Consider the following 19,347-nt stretch of genomic DNA (forward strand, 5'->3'; position numbering starts at 1 on the left):
GGACGTCGGAGGCGCGGCGTCTGTGACGCGCCTCACCAACCGATTGTTCGGTCGTCGGCACATTTTGGCTACGGGTGGCACCAGGCTGTGGACAAACGGTTCTCCACAGCCTGAGATGGATGCAGGACGTCCACGGCTGAGAGGTGGGGGCGGGTGGCATCTGAACAAATGGCCGAGGGTCAGGAGGGGACCGGGCCGCTTCCTCCCGCGCGGCCCCTGGACGCCATCGACCAGGACATCCTGCGGATGCTCCAGGCGGACGGCCGCGCGTCCGTACGCTCGGTCGCCGAGCGGGTCCATGTGTCCCGCGCGAACGCCTACGCGCGGATCAACCGTCTCGTCGAGGACGGCGTCATCCGCGGCTTCGGGGCCCGCGTCGACCACGAGCGGGCCGGTCACGGGACGTCCGCGTACGTCACCCTGAAGATCGTCCAGAACAGCTGGCGCACGGTCCGCGAGCAGCTCAGGCGGCTCCCGGGGGCCTCGCACATCGCGCTGGTGGGCGGCGACTTCGACGTCCTGCTGCTGGTGCACACGCCCGACAACCGGGCGCTGCGCGAGCTGGTGCTGACCCGCCTCCAGGCGATCCCCGAGGTGCTCAGCTCACGCACCCTGCTGGTGTTCGAGGAGGAGGACCTGGAGCCGCAGGGCTGAGCGGGGCCGGAACGCCGCCGGCCGGCCCGGGACGTCTCAGCCGGCTCTGCGCAGTCCTCCGAAGGCCAGCCGGGCCACCGCGTCGGCCACCTCGCGCTCGTTCATGCCGCGCCCGTCCGGCCGGTACCACTCCACGATCGAGTTGATCATCCCGAAGACCAGCCGGGTCACCAGGCGCACCTCTATGTCCTCGCGCACGTCCCCGTCGGCCGCCGCGGCCTTCAGCAGCGCCGCCACCCGGTGGTCGAACTCGCGCCGCCGCTCCAGCGCCCACCGCTCGGTGTCCGTGTTGCCGCGCACCCGCAGCAGCAGGGTCACGTACGGCAGCTCGGCTATCAGCACCTCCACCATGCGCCGTACGACGTACTCCAGACGCTCGGCGGCACGCCCCACGCACGCCTGCTCCTCGTCGAGGATGCCGAAGAGCCCGTCCAGCGCCCGGCTCACCGCGCGGCGCAGCAGTTCCTCCTTGCCGGCCACGTGGTGGTAGATCGACGACTTGGAGATGCCGGCCGCCCTGGACAGGTGCTCCATGGAGGTGCCGTCGTAGCCGCGTTCGTTGAACACCTGGACGGCGACGGACAGCAGCGTCTCCGGGGTGTACGTGTCGCGCCTGGCGGTGGTCATGAGGTGCCCTCCCGCCGGTCCGAGGCGTAGGCGTGGCGGTACAGGGCGAGGGAGGGCGCGTAGCGGCCGGACTGGTCGCACTGGTGCAGGTTGTCCAGCACGGAGCAGGCCCAGCCGCTCCCGAGCCGGCGGCTCCACTCCAGCGGGCCCAGCGGGTAGTTCACACCCAGCCGCATCGCGGTGTCGACGTCCTCCTCGGTGGCGACGCCCTTGGCGACGGCGTCGACCGCGAGGTCGATGATCCGGGCCACCGTCCGCGCGACGATCATGCCGGGGACGTCCCCGATGACGCTGACCTTCTTGCCGAGCGCCTGGAACAGCCCGGTGGCCTCGGCGACGGTCGCCGGGGAGGTGTTCCGGGCGTGGGACAGGGCGATCCGCGTGGCCCCGCGGTAGTCGAGCGCGAGGTCGAAGTAGACGACGTCGCGGAACTCCACGGAGGTCTGGCCGTCGGCGAGCACCAGCTGGCCGCCGCCGGGCAGCACCAGGCGGGTGCCGTTGTCCTCGTCCTCCTCGCGCACCTCGATTCCCGCCTCGCGGATCAGGGCGAGCAACTCCGACGCGGGCCCCAGGTCGCCCTCGGCGACGACGTACGCGGGCGGTTCGGCGGGCTCGGCGGTGTGCGGTTCGGGGCGCTCGGCGCCCTCGCCGTGGTCGTACCAGCCGTGCCCGGTCTTGCGGCCGAGGCGGCCGGACTCGACCAGACGGCGCTGGGCGAGCGACGGGGTGAAGCGCACGTCCTGGAAGAAGGACCGCCACACCGAGTGGGTGACCGACTCGTTGACGTCCTGGCCGATCAGGTCGGTCAGTTCGAAGGGGCCCATCCGGAAGCCGCCGGACTCCCGCAGGACCGCGTCGACGGTCGCCGGGTCGGCGCCCTGGGACTCGTACACCGCGAAGGCCTCGGCGTAGAAGGGCCGGGCGACACGGTTGACGATGAAGCCGGGAGTGTCGGCGCAGGCGACCGGCGTCTTGCCCCAGGCGCGCGCCGTCTCGTACGCGCGGGTGGCGGAGGTGACGTCGGTGGCGAAGCCGGAGACGACCTCGACGAGCGGCAGCAGCGGCGCGGGGTTGAAGAAGTGCAGGCCCACGAAGCGGCCCGGCGCCCGCAGGGCACCTCCGATCGCGGTGACCGACAGCGACGAGGTGTTGGTGGCGAGCAGGCAGTCGTCGGGCACGACGTCCTCCAGCGCGCGGAACAGCTCCTGCTTGACGTCGAGACGCTCCAGGACGGCCTCGACGACCAGCGCGCAGCCGGCGAGCCCGGTGAGCTCGTCGACGGGCCGCAGACGGGCGCGCGCCGCGTCCCGTTCGTCAGCGGTGAGGCGCTCCTTCTCCACCAGCCGGTCGAGCCGGGCACCGATCGCGTCGGCGGCCTGACGGGCCCGGCCGGGAGCGGCGTCGTACAGCCGCACGGGGTGGCCCGCGACCAGCGCGACCTGGGCGATTCCCTGGCCCATGGTGCCGGTGCCGACCACGGCCACGGGACTGCTGAGGTCGAGTGCTGTCATGAGCGCGATCCTCCCGCACGCGGTTGTCCACAGATGCGGCGGACCCCCTTGTCCCGACCGATCGTTCGGTTACTCTAACTCTGACCGCCCGTTCATGACTATGTTTCCGCACCGGTCCAAGAGCTCGACGAGGAGCTCCTGAGACGAGGAGTTGGTCCCCCATGGCCGCCGAACTCACCGCGCACGAGCTGATCTCCCGGCACCGTCCCACCCTGGACCGGGCGCTGGAAGCGATCCGCACGCGCGCGTACTGGTCCCCGCACCCCGAGCACCCCAAGGCGTACGGGGAGAACGGCAGCCTGGACATGGCGGCCGGCAAGGCCGCCTTCGACGCCCTGCTCGGCACCCGCCTCGACCTCGGCCAGCCGGGCACGGACGGCTGGGTGGACGGCGAGACCTCTCCGTACGGCATCGAGCTGGGCGTGAGCTACCCGCACGCGGACCTCGACGAGCTGCTGCCGGCCATGAGGGCGGGGATGCGGGACTGGCGCGACGCGGGCGCGGAGACCCGCGCGGTGGTCTGTCTGGAGATCCTCAAGCGGATCAGCGACCGGACGATGGAGTTCGCCCAGGCGGTCATGCACACCTCCGGCCAGGCGTTCATGATGGCGTTCCAGGCGGGCGGCCCGCACGCGCAGGACCGCGGCATGGAAGCGGTGGCCTACGCGTACGTGGAGCAGATCCGCACGCCCGACACCGCGGAGTGGACCAAGCCGCAGGGCAAGCGCGACCCGCTCGCGCTCACCAAGCGGTTCGTCCCGGTGCCGCGCGGCATCGGCCTGGTCATCGGCTGCAACACCTTCCCCACGTGGAACGGCTACCCGGGCCTGTTCGCCTCCCTCGCCACGGGCAACGCGGTGCTCGTCAAGCCGCACCCGCGTGCGGTGCTGCCGCTCGCGCTCACCGTCCAGGTGGCCCGCCGGGTGCTCACCGAGGCCGGCTTCGACCCGAACCTGGTGGCGCTCGCCGCCGAGCGGCCCGGCGAGGGCATCGCCAGGACGCTGGCCACCCGCCCGGAGATCCGGATCATCGACTACACCGGCTCCACGGAGTTCGGCGACTGGCTGGAGAACAACGCCCGCCAGGCGCAGGTGTACACCGAGAAGGCCGGCGTCAACTCGGTGCTCGTGGAGTCGACCGGCGACTACCGGGGGATGCTGGCCAACCTGGCGTTCTCCCTGTCGCTGTACAGCGGCCAGATGTGCACCACCCCGCAGAACCTGCTCATCCCGCGCGACGGCATCACCACCGACCAGGGCCCCAAGTCCTTCGACGAGGTCACGGCGGACCTCGCCCAGGCGGTCGACGGCCTGCTCGGCGACGACGCCCGGGCGAACGCGCTGCTGGGCGCGATCGTCAACCCGGACGTCAAGGCCCGTCTGGAGGCGGCAGCCGGGCTCGGCGAGGTCGCCCTCGCCTCCCGTGAGATCGCCAACCCCGAGTTCCCGGGCGCGGTGGTGCGCACCCCGGTGATCGTGAAGCTGGACGGTTCGAAGCCGGACGCCGAGGCCGCCTACATGAGCGAGTGCTTCGGCCCGGTCTCCTTCGCCGTCGCCGTCGACTCGGCCGGCGACGCGGCGGAGCTGCTGCGGCGCACGATCCGCGAGAAGGGCGCGATGACGGTCGGCGCCTACACGACCTCACCGGAGGTCGAGGAGGCCGTCCAGGAGGTCTGCCTGGAGGAGGCCGCCCAGCTCTCCCTGAACCTCACCGGCGGGGTGTACGTCAACCAGACGGCCGCCTTCTCCGACTTCCACGGCTCCGGCGGCAACCCGGCGGCCAACGCGGCCCTGTGCGACGGGGCGTTCGTGGCCAACCGGTTCCGCGTGGTCGAGGTGCGCCGGGAGGCGTAGGCCGTCCGTCCCGCCGCTACGCGGGGGCGCCCCCGGTCGCGCTCCAGTGGTACAGCGTCATGGCCACACTGGTCGCGAGGTTGTAGCTGGAGACCTGGGGGCGCATGGGCAGCGCCACCAGGTGGTCGGCCCGCGCCCGCAGCTCGGGCGACAGTCCGCTGCGCTCGGAGCCGAAGGCGAGCAGCGCGTCGTCCGGCAGCCTCAGGGAGCGGATGTCCTCGCCCTCCGGATCCAGCGCGAAGACCGGCCCGGGCGGCAGTTCCTCCACGGTCAGCCGCTCCACTGCGGTGGCGAAGTGCAGCCCGGCCCCGCCGCGCACCACCGTGGGGTGCCAGGGGTCGAGGGTGCCGGTGGTGACGACTCCGGTCGCCCCGAAACCGGCGGCCAGCCGGATCACCGCCCCCGCGTTGCCGAGGTTGCGCGGGTTGTCCAGGACCACCACGGGCGCGGTGCGCGGCGTGTGCGCCAGCTTCGCGAGGCTGCCCGCGCGGGAGGGGCGTACCGCCAGGGCGGCCACACCGGTGGGGTGCGGGCGCGGCACGAGGGCGGCGTACGTCCCCTCGGGTACCTCGGTGAGCAGCGCCGCCAGCGCCTCCCGTACGTCGGGGGCCAGCTCGCCGGCGAGCGCGAGCGCGGCTCCCCGGTCCGCGGCGATCGCGACCGGCACCTCTGCCCCGAAGCGCACCGCGTGCTTGAGGGCGTGGAATCCGTCGAGCAGGACGGCGCCGTCGGCCAGACGGCGCCACGCGGCCACGGGGCCGGCCGGATCCTCGGACCGGGCCGTGCGGGCGGGGTCGTTCATGGCGTGCAGCCTACGTGCGCGGCCCCGGCACCGCGCCGGGTACCGGTGCCGCCTCCGGCGAGGTCTCCCCGGCAGCCCGACCGGCCGGGGACCGCGGTCCCGGGACCGGTGCCGCGTCCCGGCGCGGGCTCAGCCGTCCACGCGCGCGTGCCGTCAGGCCGCCCAGGCGGCGCAGGAAGGACGTCGGCAGGAAGACCGCGTCGGCCGCGATCATCGCCAGGGAGAAGAAGGGCAGCCCCAGTACGACGGCGATCACCGCGTGCTCGAGAATCATGAAGGACAGCAGGGCGTTCTTGACCCGCCGGTTGAACAGCGTGAACGGGAAGGCGACCTGCACGGCGACGGTCGCGTAGGTCACCAGCATCACGAGGGTGCCGCTGGCCGACAGCAGGTCCGCGAGGGCCGGCCAGGGGGAGAAGTACTCCAGGTGGAGCGGGTAGTAGACGGCGGTGCCGTCCTGCCAGCGGGAGCCCTGGACCTTGTACCAGCCGGCCGTGGCGTAGATCAGGCACGCCTCCGCCATGATCACGAGCAGCGCGCCGTTGTGCACGATGTTCGCGACGACGTCCAGCAGGATCCGCGGCTGTCCGGTCCGCGGGCGGCGCCCGGCCAGCCACCACAGCGCCTGCGCGAGCCACACCGTCCACAGCAGCGCCGGTATGAACGGGTCGCCGTCCGTCCGGCCCGCCAGCGTGGCCAGGAGCAGCAGGAAGCCCAGCACGCTCCACAGGGCCGGTCCGACCCGGTCGCGCGGCCGCTCGCCCCCCGCGCGTGCCCGCGCCGAGCGGCGCGCCCGCCGCGCGTCCAGTGACCAGACCTGGCCGCAGCGGGTGAACACCAGGTAGACCGACATCAGGTGGAGGACGTTGTCGCCGCCGTCCCCCATGAAGACGCTGCGGTTCTGCAGGGACAGCACGCCCACCATGAACAGGACCGACATGGTGCGGGTGCGCCAGCCCAGCAGCAGCAGCAGGCTCCACAGCACGGCCAGCGCGTAGACGGCCTCGAACCAGAGCCGGCCGTCCGACCAGAGCAGCACCGTGAAGGCGTCGTTCGTGGTGACCAGCTGGTCGGCGAGGTCCCATTCCCAGGGCCCGTCGGGGCCGTAGAGCTCCTGGCGGTGGGGGAACTCGCGCAGCAGGAACAGCAGCCAGGTCAGGCTGAAGCCGATGCGGATCACGGCGGTCTGGTGGGGGCCGAGCGCGGAGTCGGCGACGCGGGCGATCACCCGGGACAGCGCCAGCGACAGGCGGTTCACCCGATGCCTCCCCGGGACTCGTCCCCGGGCACGGACCACCAGGGCAGGACGCGGTACGCGGGGGTGGTCGGTATCTTCTCGTCGCTCCAGTCCGGGGGCGGCACGTTGGCGGTGCGCGAGCGGACCTGGACCCGCGCGACGACGCCGTCCGGGCCGGCCGCGTCCGCGCGGTCGAGGCGCATCACCGTGATCCGGCGGAGGTACGCCTCGGACAGCGCTCCGCGCAGGCCCACCGGGCGGTCGTCGCTGTCGTGCGTGGAGACGAAGAAGTCCCAGGCGCGGCGCAGTTCGTTCTGCTGGGTGTGGCTGGGCGCCGGGTTGCCGTCGATGGCCCGGCCGTCCCGCGCCGACAGGTCGTACCAGCCGGTGGTCCGGGACGACCCGTCCGTGGTGCGGATCTCGGCACGCACCTGGACGGCGATGTTCTGCTGCAGGGGGTTCGGCGCGAACAGCTTCCAGTTCTGCTCGAACTCCGGGTAGATCCAGCTGTCGATCGTCTCGCGGTGCTGCTTGCTGACCGTGTTCAGCGGCGCGACGTGCAGGAACGTCAGGCCCAGATGGGCGCAGACCCCGACGGCGACGACCGCGAGCGCCACCGCGGCGCCGAGCTGGTAGCGCAGGGAGAGGGCGGCGACCCCGGTACGGGGTTCGGCCGGGGGACCGGCTCCGGGGCCGGGGCCGGCCTCGCTGCCGGTGTCAGGGCCGCTCCCGGGTCCCGCGCCGGGGTGGGCTCCGGAACCGCCGTCCTGGCCGGGCCCGGTGCCGGGGGTGCGCGCCCCGGGCGGGCGGTCCGCCGGGCCCGCGGAGTCCCGCGGCGGGGTCCCGGGGGCCGGTGGACGGACCGCGGGCACGGGGCCGGGCGGAGCGGCGTCGGAGTGCGGTGCGCCCGGCCCGGCAGGCCCGTGCCGGGCGTCCGAGCCCTTGTCGTACGCGTTCATCCCGCCCCGATCCACCGATCCCGGTCCGTCACTGCTTCCGCCCCCGCCGCGGGGCTCCGTCCACCGCCCCGCGCCTCCGCTCCGCCGCGTCGCACGGAACGGTACTCAGCGCCGGCCGCCCGGGCACAGTCCTGCCGGGCCCCGGATCCGTGGCCGTCACCACATAGCGGCGCGGGCACCGTCGTGCGCGGACGGCCCCCGCAGGTTATCCACAGCGGTTGACACCTCGCGGCGCCCGTCTCACCATGGAATCGCACGAACCGAACGATCGGTCGGGAGCGTGCTCCGGGAAGCATTCAGGTCGAGGGGGACCTCATGGCGACAGCAGCCGCCCGCGACACGGCGGGCAGCCGGGCGTTCGACGCACGGGCCGACGCGGACGACACCGCGGACCACGAGCGCGCGTTCGACGCGGCCGTCGCCGCCGACGAGCGGATCGAACCGCGCGACTGGATGCCGGACGCCTACCGGGCCACGCTCGTCCGGCAGATCGCGCAGCACGCGCACTCCGAGATCATCGGCATGCAGCCCGAGGCCAACTGGATCACGCGGGCGCCCTCGCTGCGCCGCAAGGCGATCCTGATGGCCAAGGTGCAGGACGAGGCAGGGCACGGGCTCTATCTCTACAGCGCCGCCGAGACACTCGGCACCAGCCGCGAGGAGTTGCTCGACAAGCTGCACACCGGCCGCCAGAAGTACTCCTCGATCTTCAACTACCCGACGCTGACCTGGGCGGACGTCGGCGCCATCGGCTGGCTCGTGGACGGCGCGGCGATCACCAACCAGGTGCCCCTGTGCCGCTGCTCCTACGGCCCCTACGCCCGCGCCATGGTCCGCGTCTGCAAGGAGGAGTCCTTCCACCAGCGCCAGGGCTACGAGCTGCTGCTGGCCCTCAGCAAGGGCACCCCCGAGCAGCACGCGATGGCCCAGGACGCGGTGGACCGCTGGTGGTGGCCGTCCCTGATGATGTTCGGCCCGCCCGACGACGAGTCCCCGCACTCCGCGCAGTCGATGGCCTGGAAGATCAAGCGGCACTCCAACGACGAGCTGCGCCAGCGCTTCGTCGACATCTGCGTCCCGCAGGCCGCGTCCCTCGGCCTCACCCTCCCCGACCCCGACCTGAAGTGGAACGAGGAGCGCGGGCACCACGACTTCGGCCCGATCGACTGGGCGGAGTTCTGGGATGTCCTCAAGGGCAACGGCCCGTGCAACGAAGAGCGGCTGTCCCGGCGCAGGCGTGCCCACGAGGAGGGCGCCTGGGTCAGGGAGGCGGCAGCGGCCCACGCGGCCAGGCAGACGAACGGCGAGACAGGAGCGACGCGAGCATGACTCACACCGACTGGCCCCTGTGGGAGGTCTTCGTGCGCTCGCGCCGGGGACTGTCCCACACCCACGCCGGCAGCCTGCACGCACCCGACGCGGAGCTCGCCCTGCGCAACGCCCGCGATCTGTACACCCGGCGCGGCGAGGGCGTCTCGATCTGGGTCGTGCCGTCGTCCGCGATCACCGCCTCCTCGCCCGACGAGAAGGACCCGTTCTTCGAGCCGTCCGCCGACAAGCCCTACCGGCACCCGACGTTCTACGAGATCCCCGAGGGGGTGCAGCACCTGTGACGACGACATCCGCCAAGGACACCGCCGCCACGGCGGCCGCGCTCGCCCTCGGTGACGACGCGCTGGTGCTCTCCCACCGCCTGGGCGAGTGGGCCGGCCACGCCCCCGTGCTGGAGGAGGAGGTCGCCCTCGCCAACATCGCGCTGGACCTGCTCGGCCAGGCCCGGGTGCTGCTGTCGATGGCCGGCGACGAGGACGAGCTGGCCTTCCTGCGCGAGGAGCGCGCCTTCCGCAACCTCCAGCTGGTGGAGCAGCCGAACGGCGACTTCGCCCACACCATCGCCCGCCAGCTGTTCTTCTCCGCACACCAGTACCTCCTGTACGGGGAACTGGCCTCCGGCGACGGCCCGTTCGCCCCACTGGCCGGCAAGGCCGTGAAGGAGACCGCCTACCACCGCGACCACGCCGAGCAGTGGACACTGCGGCTCGGCGACGGCACGGACGAGAGCCACGCCCGGATGCAGCGTGCCGTGGACGCGCTGTGGCGCTACACCGGCGAGATGTTCCAGCCGGTCGAGGGCGTCGACGTCGACTGGACCGGCCTGGAGACGGCGTGGCTGGAGTGGACCGGAGAGGTGCTGCGCCGCGCCACGCTCACGGTGCCCGAGGGCCCGCGCACGGGAGCGTGGACGGCCGGCGCGGGCCGTCAGGGCCTGCACACCGAGCCCTTCGGCCGGATGCTCGCCGAGATGCAGCACCTGCACCGCAGCCACCCGGGGGCGACATGGTGACCACCCCGCTGGAGGCGGAACTCCTGGAGCTCGCCGGCTCGGTGCCCGACCCCGAACTGCCGGTGCTGACCCTGCGCGAGCTGGGCGTCGTGCGCGCGGTGCACGCGCGCGGGACGGACACCGTCGAGGTCGAGCTGACCCCGACGTACACCGGCTGCCCGGCCATCGAGGCGATGAGCCTCGACATACAGAGGGTGCTGCGCGACCACGGGGTCCTCGACGTCACCGTGCGCACGGTGCTCGCGCCCGCCTGGTCGACCGACGACATCACGGACGAAGGACGCCGCAAACTGCGGGAGTTCGGCATCGCTCCGCCACGCGTACGGCCGGCCTCCGGGCCGGTCCGGGTGGGGCTGGGGCCGACCCGGACCCGCGAGAGCCGACCGGGGGACGAGACGGATCCCGTCCGCTGCCCGCACTGCGGGTCCGCCGAGACCGAGCTGCTCAGCCGCTTCTCGTCCACCGCGTGCAAGGCGCTGCGCCGCTGCCTGGTCTGCCGTGAACCGTTCGACCACTTCAAGGAGTTGTGATGGCCCGCTTCCACCGGCTCCGGGTGGCCGCGGTCGACCGGCTCACCGACGACTCCGTCGCCCTCACCCTCGCCGTCCCCCCGCACCTGCGTGAGGAGTACCGCTACGTCCCCGGCCAGCACCTGGCCCTGCGGCGCACCGCCGACGGCCGGGAGATACGGCGCACCTACTCCATCTGCTCCCCCGCCCCCGACGGCGAGGCGCCGAGCACCCTGCGGGTCGGCGTGCGGCTGGTCGACGGCGGCGCCTTCTCCACGTACGCGCTCAAGGAGATCGACCTCGACGACGAGCTGGAGGTGATGACCCCGGCCGGCCGTTTCACGCTCCCTCCCGCGCCCGGCCGGTACGCGGCGATCGTCGGCGGCAGCGGCATCACCCCGGTGCTGTCGATCGTCTCGACGCTCCTCGCCCGCGAGCCGGAGGCCCGGTTCTGCCTGATCCGCAGCGACCGGACGACCGCCTCGACCATGTTCCTGGAGGAGGTCGCCGACCTGAAGGACCGCTACCCCCAGCGGCTCCAGCTGGTGACGGTGCTCTCCCGCGAGGAGCAGCAGGCGGGGCTGCCGTCCGGTCGGCTGGACCATGAGCGGCTGGCGGGACTGCTTCCCGCGCTGCTGCCCGTGGAGCGCGTGGACGGCTGGTTCCTGTGCGGGCCGTACGGACTGGTCGAGGGCGCCGAGCGGGCCCTGCGCGGGCTGGGAGTCGCCCGCTCCCGCGTCCACGAGGAGATCTTCCACGTGGACGCCGGCACGGCACCCGTCTCCACGACGCCCGCCCCCGCCCACAGTACGGTCACCGCCCGGCTCGACGGACGCGGCGGCACCTGGCCCGTCCAGGCCGGGGAGTCGCTGCTGGACACGGTGCTGCGCAACCGGCCCGACGCGCCCTACGCCTGCAAGGGCGGCGTGTGCGGGACCTGCCGCGCCTTCCTCGTCTCGGGCGAGGTGCGGATGGACCGCAACTTCGCACTGGAGTCGGAGGAGACCGAGGCGGGTTACGTCCTGGCCTGCCAGTCGCATCCGGTGACGGAGACGGTGGAGCTGGACTTCGACCGGTAGCGGCCGCCCTACAGGACGTGCCCCGGCTGCCCGTCGTCGGTGACGACGGGACGGCCGGCGGCCTCCCACACCTGCATGCCGCCGTGCACGTTGACGGCGTCGATGCCCTGCTGGGCCAGGTACATCGTGACCTGGGCCGACCGTCCGCCCGAACGGCAGATCACGTGGACCCGGCCGTCCTGCGGGGCGGCCTCGGTCAGCTCGCCGTAGCGGGCCACGAACTCGCTGACGGGGATGTGCAGCGCCCCTTCGGCGTGGCCGGCCTTCCACTCGTCGTCCTCGCGGACGTCCAGCAGGAAGTCGCCGTCCTCGAGGTCCGCGACCTGGACCGTGGGCACACCAGCTCCAAAACTCATGCCCCCGACGCTACCCGACCCGGCGTGCGCCGTCTCAGGCCAGCAGGGCCGCCAGCTCGGTCTCGCGTTCGGTCACCTGGGCCCGCAGTCCGTCGGCGATCTCCTCCAGCAGCGCGTCGGGATCGTCCGGGGCGAGGCGGAGCATCGAGCCGATGGCGCTCTCCTCGAGGTCCCTCGCGACGAGCGTGAGCAGTTCCTTGCGCCGGGAGAGCCATTCGAGGCGGGCGTAGAGCTCCTCACCTGCGCTCGGGACGCGCTTCAGCTCCGGGCCCGCGGCCCACTCCTCGGCGAGTTCCCGCAGCTCGGCCTCGCTGCCGCGGGCATAGGCGGCGTTGACCCGGGTGATGAACTCCTCGCGGCGGGCGCGCTCCTCGTCCTCCTGCGCCAGGTCCGGGTGGGCCTTGCGGGCGAGCTCGCGGTAGAGCCTGCGGGCCTCCTCGCTGGGCCGCACCCGCTGCGGGGGGCGGACCGCCTGCCCTGTGAGCATGGCCGTGGCCTCGGGGAAGAGGCCGTCACCGTCCATCCAGCCGTTCATCAGCTCCTCGACCCCGGGGATCGGCATGAGCCTGGCGCGTGCCTCGTCGGCCCGGCGCCGGTCCTCGGGATCGTCGCTGCGGGCGGCCCGGGCCTCAAGGATCCGGGCGTCCAGTTCCTCGAGTCGGGCGTACATCGGGCCGAGCTTCTGTTCGTGCAGCCGGGAGAAGTTGTCCACCTCGACGCGGAACGTCTCCACGGCGATCTCGAACTCGATCAGCGCCTGCTCTGCCGCCCGTACGGCCTGCTCCAGCCGGTCCTCGGGCCGCGCCGCGCCACCGCCGGGCGTCCGCTCCGCGCCGGCGCCACCGCCACCCTGCTCACCTTCCGAGGTCGTCACCCGGACAGCGTAGGCCACCCGGCGGGGCGCCCGCCCCGCTCCGGCGGCCCGCTGCCCGGCCGGAGGCGCACGATCGTCCCGGGCGCCCGCTCACACCCCCGTCTCCGCCGCGATCCGCCCGGAGCGCACCGCCGTCACCAGGTCGGCGTGGTCCGCCTCCGTGCGGTCGGCGTAGGCGACGGCGAAGGCGGCCACCGCCTCGTCCAGCTCGTCGTTCTTGCCGCAGTAACCGGCGATCAGGCGGGGGTCGGCGCTGTGGGAGTGGGCGCGGGCCAGCAGGGCGCCGGTCATCCGGGCGTAGTCGTCGACCTGGTCGGCGGCCAGCGCCGCCGGGTCCACACTGCCCTTGCGGTTGCGGAACTGGCGCACCTGGAAGGGCCGGCCGTCGACCGTCGTCCAGCCGAGCAGACTGTCGCTCACCACCTGCATCCGCTTCTGGCCGTGCACCACCCGCATGCCCTCGTGACCGGCCTCGGGAGTGGGGAAGCCGACCGCCGGCAGATGCGGCACCAGTGCCGAGGGACGGGCCTCCTTGACCTGGAGCACCAGGGGCTCGCCCCGGTGGTCCAGGAGCAGCACGACGTACGAGCGGGTGCCGACGCTGCCGGTGCCGACGACGCGGAACGCCACGTCGTGCACCGCGTGCCGGGCGAGCAGCGGATGGCGGTCCGGGGGGAGCGTGCCGAGGTACTGCTCCAGGGACGCGGCCACCAGCGCGGCCTCGGCGTCCGGTGTCCGGCGCAGCACCGGCGGCGCGTCGACGAAGCGGCGCCCGCCGTCCGCGGTCTCCTCGGTGGACTTGGCCGCGAACCGGCCGCTGGTGTTCGCACGTGCCTTCTCGGAGACCCGCTCCAGCGTGCCGAGGAGGTCGTGGGCGTCGGTGTGGGAGACCAGTTCCTCGTCCGCGATGGCGTTCCAGGCGTCCAGCGCCGGCAGCTTGGACAGCAGCCGCATCGTGCGCCGGTAGGCGCCCACGGTGTCGTGAGCGGCCGCGCGGCAGGTGTCCTCGTCCGCGCCGGCTTCCCGCCCGGCGAGCACCAGGGAGGCGGCGAGCCGCTTGAGGTCCCACTCCCAGGGGCCGTGCACGGTCTCGTCGAAGTCGTTCAGGTCGATGACGAGGCCGCCGCGCGCGTCCCCGTAGAGACCGAAGTTCGCCGCGTGGGCGTCACCGCAGATCTGTGCGCCGATCCCGGTCACGGGGGTGCGGGCCAGGTCGTGGGCCATGAGGCCTGCGGAGCCGCGCAGGAAGGCGAACGGGGTGGCCGCCATCCTGCCGACCCGCAGCGGTGTCAGCTCGGGCAGCCGGCCGCGGCCGGACTCCTCGACGGCGCTCACGGCGTCGGGGCGGGAGGCATCCGGGTCGAAGGCGGCGTGCGCGTCGCGCGGGACCTTCTCGCGCAGGGCCTTGCCCTCCGCCTTGGGCGAGCCCGCGGCGGGCCACTCGGCGAAGCCGGGCACCCGCGGCAGCCGCCGCACCGCACCCGTGCCGCCGGTCCCGGCATCCTCCCCGGTCCCCGTCCTCCCGGCACTGCATTCGGTCACGGCAACCGCCTCCCCCGTACACCCGCGCGTCGTCCACGGACACCTGTGCGCCGTACACACGCCTCGCCATCGATCGTGCCGACCGTACCGCCGGTGGCCGAAACGTGTCAGGCCCCTGTGGACAACTCACGGCGTGTGGACCACCGGGTGGCCCCAGGGGGCCGCGCGCCGGCGCCTACCCCGCCTCCGCCTCCGCCACCGTCCGCTCCTCCCGCTCCTCCCGATCCTCCCGCTCCTCGGCGAGCAGCCGTCCGGCGCGGTCCGGTGAGATGTCCAGGCGGGCCAGCACCGCGGGAACGGCGACGCCCGGCAGCATGTGCTGGAACAGCACGACGACCCGGTGCTCAAGGTCCTGCCGCTGGCAGCGCAGCTGGGACAGGAGCTGCACCCCCGAGAAGCTCGCGACCAGCAGTTCCGCCGTCTCCGTGGCGTCGACGTGCGGCAGCAGCTCGCCTCTCGCCTTGGCCTCGGCCAGCTGCCGGGTGGTCTGGTCGATCCACATGCCGAACGCCGGGGTGCGGTCCAGCCCCAGCGCCCCCTGGTCCAGGGCCAGTCCGACGCTGGCCCGCACCAGCGGCTCGGTCCTCAGCCGCAGCGCCAGTACCAGGCCGGAGTCGACCAGCTCCTGCAGCTTGCTCGACTGGGGCGGCAGGGAGATCGCCAGCTGCTCCTCGAACACGCCGAGCGCCAGCTCCTCCTTGGAGCCGAAGTGGAAGTAGAGCGCGCCCTTGGTGACCCCGGCCCGCTCCAGGATCTCCCCGATGGTCGCCGAGGTGTAGCCGCGTTCGTCGAAGACGGCCGCCGCCGCCTCCAGGATCGTCCGCCGGGTGCGGATCGCGCGCTCCTGTCGCGCCATCGATGCCTCCTGATCTGCGTGGACTCTCGTGGATCTCATGGGGCGCACCGTGCGGGCGCAGTGAAGCGGGAGTGAAGGCCGCCGTGCGGTCCGACGCGCCGTGCGGGGCACTCGGCACACATCCGGCGATGTGGATCACCCTTGGAAAAAAACCATCCCGTCCGTATCTTAGTGCGAACCGACCGGAGCCAGATTGCCGATCCCGGGGGTTCCTCATGCCGCAGCCGCATTCCTTGAGCACGCCCATGGAGGATCAGGCCGGACGAGAGGGCTCGCCCGCGATCGCCGCGGGAACCGCCCCGTTACGCATCCGCGTCACACCGGAACTGGCCCACCGCTCCCGCGCGGCGGACGTCTTCCCGGTGGAATGGGTCCGGATCTCGGCCGACCGCTTCCGCGTCACCGCGCACTGGCCCGCCGACCACGGCTTCTTCGGCCCCGTCGACGACCGCCACCACGATCCGATGATCGTCGGTGAAACGTTGCGTCAGACCTCGATGGCCCTCGCCCACGCCGAGTACGGCGCCCCCGCCGACACCCATTTCGTCATGCGCGACCTGGAGATCTCGACGGATCCGGCCGCGTTGCTGCTCGCCGAGGCGGCCGAGCCGGTCACCGTGGACGTGGTCTGTTCCGAGGTGCGCCGCCGGGGCCGCGGTCTGAACGGCATGCGCACGACCATGGAGTTCCGCCGCGCGGGCCGGCTCGTCGCCCGCGGCACCGGCAGCACGGGCTGCACCTCACCGGCCGCCTACCGCCGCATCCGGGAACGCCAGTTGGCCGCCCAGGGCGCCCGAATACCGCTGCCGGGCCCGGTGCCGCCCGCGCGGGTGGGCCGCGCCCGCGCGGAGGACGTCGTCCTCGCATCGTCCGGCCGGCCCGAGACCTGGCTCCTGCGCGTCGACACCGGGCACCCGGTGCTCTTCCCGCGCCCCAACGACCACGTCCCCGGCATGGTCCTGTTCGAGGCCGCCCGCCAGGCGGCGACCGCGGCGTCGGGCCGGCGGCCCTTCCTGCCCTCCGACCTGTCCGTCTCCTTCAGCCGCTACGCCGAACTGGACAGCCCCTGCTGGATCGACGCCGAGGTGCTCGACAAGGACGAGGACGGGGTGACGGTGCGGGTGTCGGGGCGGCAGGACGACGAGCCCGTCTTCGCCGCCACCCTCACCTGCTCCCCCGGCGCCCCGGTGCGGTCGCTGACGTGACCGTCGACCTCCTGCTCACCGGCGCGACGGGCTTCATCGGCAGCCGGGTCGCCACGGCGGCCCGCGAGCGCCCGGGGGTCCGCGTCCGGTCGCTGTCCCGCCGTGCGCAGGGCGGGCGCCAGGACCCCGGGACGGTGCCCGGTGACCTGGCCGACCCCCGTACGCTGCGCGGCAGTTGCGCCGGCGTCGACGTCCTCGTCCACTGCGCCTCCCGTGTGGGCGGCGACCCGGAGTCCGCCGCGGCGGTCAACGACCTCGGCACGCGGGCCCTGGTGGAGGAGGCCGTACGGAGCGGGGTGCGCCGGATCGTGTACGTGAGCACCGCCTCGGTCCACGGCCGTGGCCCGTTTCGCGGCGTACGGCCCGGCGCGGTCCCGGTCGCTCCCGTCTCCGCCACCAGCCGCACCCGCGCCGCGGCCGAGCGGCACGTGCTCGGCGCGGGCGGACTGGTGCTGCGTCCCCACCTTGTCCACGGCGAGGGCGACCGCTGGATGGTCCCCGGACTGGTCGGGCTGCTGCGGGAGTTGTGCGCGGTGCCCACCGGCTGCGCGGCCCTCCACTCGATGATCGACGTCGGCACCCTGGGCCGGGCGGTCGTCGCCGCGGCGCTGTCCCCCCACCACGGGCCCGGCGCCCACTACGTCGCCCATCCGGATCCCGTCCCCTCCGCGGACCTGCTCGCGGCCGTGTGCGCGCAGGTGGAGCGGCCCGGCGACGGTGCCACGGTGGACGTGGCCACGGCCCGCGCGCGGGCCGCCGGCTCCCCGCGCGCGCTGCACCACCTGGACCTGCTCACCGTGGACCACTGGTTCGCGGACGACGGCTTCTGGAAGGACCTGGACTGCTCACCGGGTGCGGGCTTCGCCCCGGCCTTCGCGCGGTCGGCCCCCTGGTACCGGGCGCACCTGGCCGGCGCCGGATGAACCGTCCGCCCGGTGTGCGGCGCCCGTCACGCGGCGGTACGCCGGCTCACGCCCGCAGATAGGCCGGTACCGCCAGGACCCGCCGGTGCGTCCCGTCCCCCGGCGGCAGGTCCAGCTCGGAGAAGATGCCGCCGATGTGCTTGCCGACGGCCGCCTCGGACACCACCGGCTCACGCGCGATCGCACCGTTGGACCTGCCCTCGGCGATCAGCGCCAGCACCTCGCGCTCCCGCGGGGACAGCCGCTCCGGCGGATCACGCCGCCTGCGCAGCAACTGCCGTACGACCTCGGGGTCCACCACCGTGCCGCCGGCCGCGACGTCGCCCAGCGCGGCCACGAACTCCTCGACGTGGCCGACCCGGTCCTTCAGCAGGTAGCCGACGCCCGTGCCGTCACCCGAGTCCAGCAGGTCGGAGGCGTACCGGCGCTGGACGTACTGGCTGAGGACCAGGACGGGCAGGGCGGGCCGCTCGGTGCGCAGCCGCACGGCCGCGTGCAGGCCCTCGTCCTGGAAGCCCGGGGGCATCCGGACGTCCGTCACCACGATGTCCGGGTCGTGCTCCCCGACCGCGGCGACCGGCGCCCCGGCGTCGCCGACCGCCGCGACGACCTCGTGCCCGCACCGCTGGAGCAGACCGGTCAGGCCCTCCCGCAGCAGCACGCTGTCCTCGGCCGGCACGACGCGCAGCGCCCGGCCGTCCGTCAGGGGGAGCAGGGGGCGTCACGGCGGTCTGCGCCGCCCTCGCCACGACCACGGCGGTCGTCCGGGCCGCGGTCGCCCTGCGATCGGCCGCCCTGCGCGCGTAGGGCCTGTCCGGCGGATCATGCCGGAGACGTGAGGACCGGCACGCCTGTCTGCGGCGTTGTCGTCGGTCGCCGACTCCGCCCTCCCGGCTTCTCCCCCATGAGCGGGGGGGCGGCGACCGCGTCGACGCCCTCCTCCGTCTCGCGGCCGGCCGCACCAGCCCTCGCTCACCTGGGCCTCAGCGCACCGCCGGTTCCCTCCGGCTTGTCCCGCCGGACAGGCCCCAGGCGGCCGGGACCCCCGCCCCGGCCGCCGTGCGGACGGCCGGGGTCACCGGACGAGGGCCTGCAGGGTGGCGTCCAGGTCGGCGGTGCGGGGCCGGTTGTGCGGGAGCTTGGAGAGGACGGCGGCCATGCCGCAGGTGTCGGTGACGGCGGAGAAGACCAGGCCGCTGCCGATCGCCGCGGACAGCCAGCGGGCGGGCCGGTAGCGGGTGCCGAGCGCGAGGCCGGCCACGACGAGGGAGCCGGCGGCGAGACGGACCTGGCGCTCCATGGGCCAGACGGGCCTGGCGGTGCCGTCACGGTCGACGCGGTGCCCCGCGGCGGCCCAGGCACTGGTGCCGCCGGTGAGGGTGGTGGCGGCGATGTCGGCGGCCGCGAGTTGCTCGCAGGCGGTGACGGAGCGGTTGCCGGAGGCGCACACCATCAGCAGATCGCCGCGGGCGGCTACCGTTTTGAGGGCGGGCAGGGCGGTGTGCAGGTGGTCGAGGGGGATGTTGTGGGCGCCGGGCAGGTGACCGGCGGCGTACTCACCGGGGGTGCGCACGTCGATGACCGTGTAGGTGCTCAGACGCTCGGCGGCCTGGGCGGGGTCGATGGTGGCGGGGGTGCTCATGGGGAGGGGAGCTGCCTTTCGTCTCTTCGTCCGGAATGGTGCCGAACGGACTAGAATACCCTATGGGGTATCAATGAGGAGGATGCGTGGAACTGGACATGGCGGCCGACGAGCTGAAGAGCGTGCTCAACCGGCTGCGACGGGCACAGGGGCAGATCGCGGGGATCATCCGGATGATCGAGGAGGGGCGGGACTGCGAGGACGTGATCACCCAGCTCGCCGCGGTCTCCCGGGCGCTGGACCGGGCCGGGTTCGCGATCATCGCGACGGGGCTGCAGCACTGCATGGCGGAGGGCGGACAGGTGAACGGGGACCGGGACGTGATGCGCGCCCGCCTGGAGAAGCTGTTCCTGTCGCTGGCCTGAGCACCGTCT

The 19,347-nt window shown here is 73.6% G+C and carries 21 protein-coding genes; 10 read left to right on the top strand and 11 right to left on the bottom strand.

Annotated features, from left to right (window positions below):
- Positions 1–168: 168 nt before the first annotated feature.
- Positions 169–654, top strand: coding sequence for an Lrp/AsnC family transcriptional regulator (locus BU52_RS24900; protein ID WP_037938206.1), 486 nt, complete (start codon positions 169–171; stop codon positions 652–654).
- Positions 655–690: 36 nt separating this feature from the next.
- Here the strand turns inward: BU52_RS24900 and BU52_RS24905 are convergent, their stop codons facing one another.
- Both BU52_RS24905 and BU52_RS24910 read right to left on the bottom strand, forming a co-directional pair.
- Positions 691–1,281 carry a TetR/AcrR family transcriptional regulator gene (locus BU52_RS24905; RefSeq protein WP_037938208.1) on the bottom strand — a complete coding sequence of 197 codons (591 nt, stop codon included), beginning with the start codon at positions 1,279–1,281 and terminating at the stop codon, positions 691–693.
- The gene (locus tag BU52_RS24910; protein WP_037938209.1) at positions 1,278–2,792 is read right to left on the bottom strand and encodes a 3-hydroxyacyl-CoA dehydrogenase; all 1,515 of its coding nucleotides are present in this window, start codon (positions 2,790–2,792) and stop codon (positions 1,278–1,280) included. Before BU52_RS24910 ends, BU52_RS24905 begins: the two co-directional genes overlap by 4 nt.
- Before the next feature lie 161 nt (positions 2,793–2,953).
- Here BU52_RS24910 and paaN point away from each other — a divergent pair, with 161 nt between their 5' ends.
- Entirely contained in the window at positions 2,954–4,645 is a 1,692-nt protein-coding gene (gene paaN / locus BU52_RS24915) for a phenylacetic acid degradation protein PaaN (RefSeq protein ID WP_037938210.1), read from the top strand.
- Positions 4,646–4,661: 16 nt separating this feature from the next.
- Here paaN and BU52_RS24920 read toward each other — a convergent pair whose 3' ends face one another.
- From BU52_RS24920 to BU52_RS24930, 3 genes are read right to left on the bottom strand one after another with little or no spacing between them, the layout of a single operon-like run.
- On the bottom strand, positions 4,662–5,447 hold the full coding sequence (locus BU52_RS24920) for a TrmH family RNA methyltransferase (protein ID WP_037938211.1): 786 nt from the start codon (positions 5,445–5,447) through the stop codon (positions 4,662–4,664).
- A 10-nt stretch (positions 5,448–5,457) separates the two neighbouring features.
- The gene (locus tag BU52_RS24925) at positions 5,458–6,705 is read right to left on the bottom strand and encodes an HTTM domain-containing protein (protein WP_037938212.1); all 1,248 of its coding nucleotides are present in this window, start codon (positions 6,703–6,705) and stop codon (positions 5,458–5,460) included.
- Positions 6,702–7,643, bottom strand: a complete 942-nt coding sequence (locus BU52_RS24930) for a DUF5819 family protein (protein ID WP_037938214.1) — start codon at positions 7,641–7,643, stop codon at positions 6,702–6,704. The genes BU52_RS24925 and BU52_RS24930 overlap by 4 nt, the downstream gene beginning before the upstream one ends.
- A gap of 315 nt (positions 7,644–7,958) precedes the next feature.
- On the opposite strand from BU52_RS24930, the gene paaA reads away from it, so the two are divergent.
- The 5 genes from paaA to paaE are packed head-to-tail and all read left to right on the top strand — an operon-like array spanning position 7,959 to position 11,575.
- A complete protein-coding gene (gene paaA, locus BU52_RS24935) occupies positions 7,959–8,972 on the top strand; it encodes a 1,2-phenylacetyl-CoA epoxidase subunit PaaA (RefSeq protein ID WP_037938215.1) in 1,014 nt (337 codons plus the stop codon).
- Positions 8,969–9,256, top strand: coding sequence for a 1,2-phenylacetyl-CoA epoxidase subunit PaaB (paaB, locus tag BU52_RS24940; protein ID WP_037938218.1), 288 nt, complete (start codon positions 8,969–8,971; stop codon positions 9,254–9,256). The genes paaA and paaB overlap by 4 nt, the downstream gene beginning before the upstream one ends.
- Positions 9,253–9,987 (top strand): 1,2-phenylacetyl-CoA epoxidase subunit PaaC, encoded by a 735-nt coding sequence (paaC, locus tag BU52_RS24945; RefSeq protein ID WP_037938219.1) that lies wholly within the window; start codon positions 9,253–9,255, stop codon positions 9,985–9,987. The genes paaB and paaC overlap by 4 nt, the downstream gene beginning before the upstream one ends.
- A complete protein-coding gene (gene paaD, locus BU52_RS24950; RefSeq protein WP_037938220.1) occupies positions 9,981–10,517 on the top strand; it encodes a 1,2-phenylacetyl-CoA epoxidase subunit PaaD in 537 nt (178 codons plus the stop codon). The genes paaC and paaD overlap by 7 nt, the downstream gene beginning before the upstream one ends.
- The gene (paaE, locus tag BU52_RS24955; protein ID WP_037938221.1) at positions 10,517–11,575 is read left to right on the top strand and encodes a 1,2-phenylacetyl-CoA epoxidase subunit PaaE; all 1,059 of its coding nucleotides are present in this window, start codon (positions 10,517–10,519) and stop codon (positions 11,573–11,575) included. The genes paaD and paaE overlap by 1 nt, the downstream gene beginning before the upstream one ends.
- 8 nt (positions 11,576–11,583) lie before the next feature.
- Here paaE and BU52_RS24960 read toward each other — a convergent pair whose 3' ends face one another.
- The 4 genes from BU52_RS24960 to BU52_RS24975 form a co-directional block, all read right to left on the bottom strand.
- Entirely contained in the window at positions 11,584–11,913 is a 330-nt protein-coding gene (locus BU52_RS24960) for a rhodanese-like domain-containing protein (RefSeq protein ID WP_037938223.1), read from the bottom strand.
- Between the two features lie 52 nt (positions 11,914–11,965).
- A complete protein-coding gene (locus BU52_RS24965; RefSeq protein ID WP_037938284.1) occupies positions 11,966–12,805 on the bottom strand; it encodes a hypothetical protein in 840 nt (279 codons plus the stop codon).
- A gap of 90 nt (positions 12,806–12,895) precedes the next feature.
- Positions 12,896–14,347 carry a DUF2252 domain-containing protein gene (locus BU52_RS24970; protein WP_051858570.1) on the bottom strand — a complete coding sequence of 484 codons (1,452 nt, stop codon included), beginning with the start codon at positions 14,345–14,347 and terminating at the stop codon, positions 12,896–12,898.
- Between the two features lie 175 nt (positions 14,348–14,522).
- A complete protein-coding gene (locus BU52_RS24975; RefSeq protein ID WP_037938226.1) occupies positions 14,523–15,203 on the bottom strand; it encodes a ScbR family autoregulator-binding transcription factor in 681 nt (226 codons plus the stop codon).
- Positions 15,204–15,436: 233 nt separating this feature from the next.
- Here BU52_RS24975 and BU52_RS24980 point away from each other — a divergent pair, with 233 nt between their 5' ends.
- Together BU52_RS24980 and BU52_RS24985 are read left to right on the top strand one after the other, a co-directional pair.
- Positions 15,437–16,408 (top strand): ScbA/BarX family gamma-butyrolactone biosynthesis protein, encoded by a 972-nt coding sequence (locus BU52_RS24980; RefSeq protein ID WP_327150825.1) that lies wholly within the window; start codon positions 15,437–15,439, stop codon positions 16,406–16,408.
- Complete coding sequence (locus BU52_RS24985; RefSeq protein ID WP_037938227.1) at positions 16,405–17,331, top strand: NAD-dependent epimerase/dehydratase family protein; 927 nt, start codon at positions 16,405–16,407, stop codon at positions 17,329–17,331. Before BU52_RS24980 ends, BU52_RS24985 begins: the two co-directional genes overlap by 4 nt.
- A 46-nt stretch (positions 17,332–17,377) precedes the next feature.
- Here BU52_RS24985 and BU52_RS24990 read toward each other — a convergent pair whose 3' ends face one another.
- On the bottom strand, positions 17,378–18,010 hold the full coding sequence (locus tag BU52_RS24990) for a response regulator (RefSeq protein WP_037938229.1): 633 nt from the start codon (positions 18,008–18,010) through the stop codon (positions 17,378–17,380).
- Between the two features lie 396 nt (positions 18,011–18,406).
- Positions 18,407–18,973 (bottom strand): rhodanese-like domain-containing protein, encoded by a 567-nt coding sequence (locus tag BU52_RS24995; protein WP_037938231.1) that lies wholly within the window; start codon positions 18,971–18,973, stop codon positions 18,407–18,409.
- 86 nt (positions 18,974–19,059) lie between these two features.
- Between BU52_RS24995 and BU52_RS25000 the strand changes: the two genes are divergently transcribed.
- Entirely contained in the window at positions 19,060–19,338 is a 279-nt protein-coding gene (locus BU52_RS25000; RefSeq protein WP_037938233.1) for a metal-sensitive transcriptional regulator, read from the top strand.
- Positions 19,339–19,347 lie beyond the last annotated feature (9 nt).

The sequence above is a fragment of the Streptomyces toyocaensis genome (assembly GCF_000725125.1).
GTDB lineage: Bacteria > Actinomycetota > Actinomycetes > Streptomycetales > Streptomycetaceae > Streptomyces > Streptomyces toyocaensis.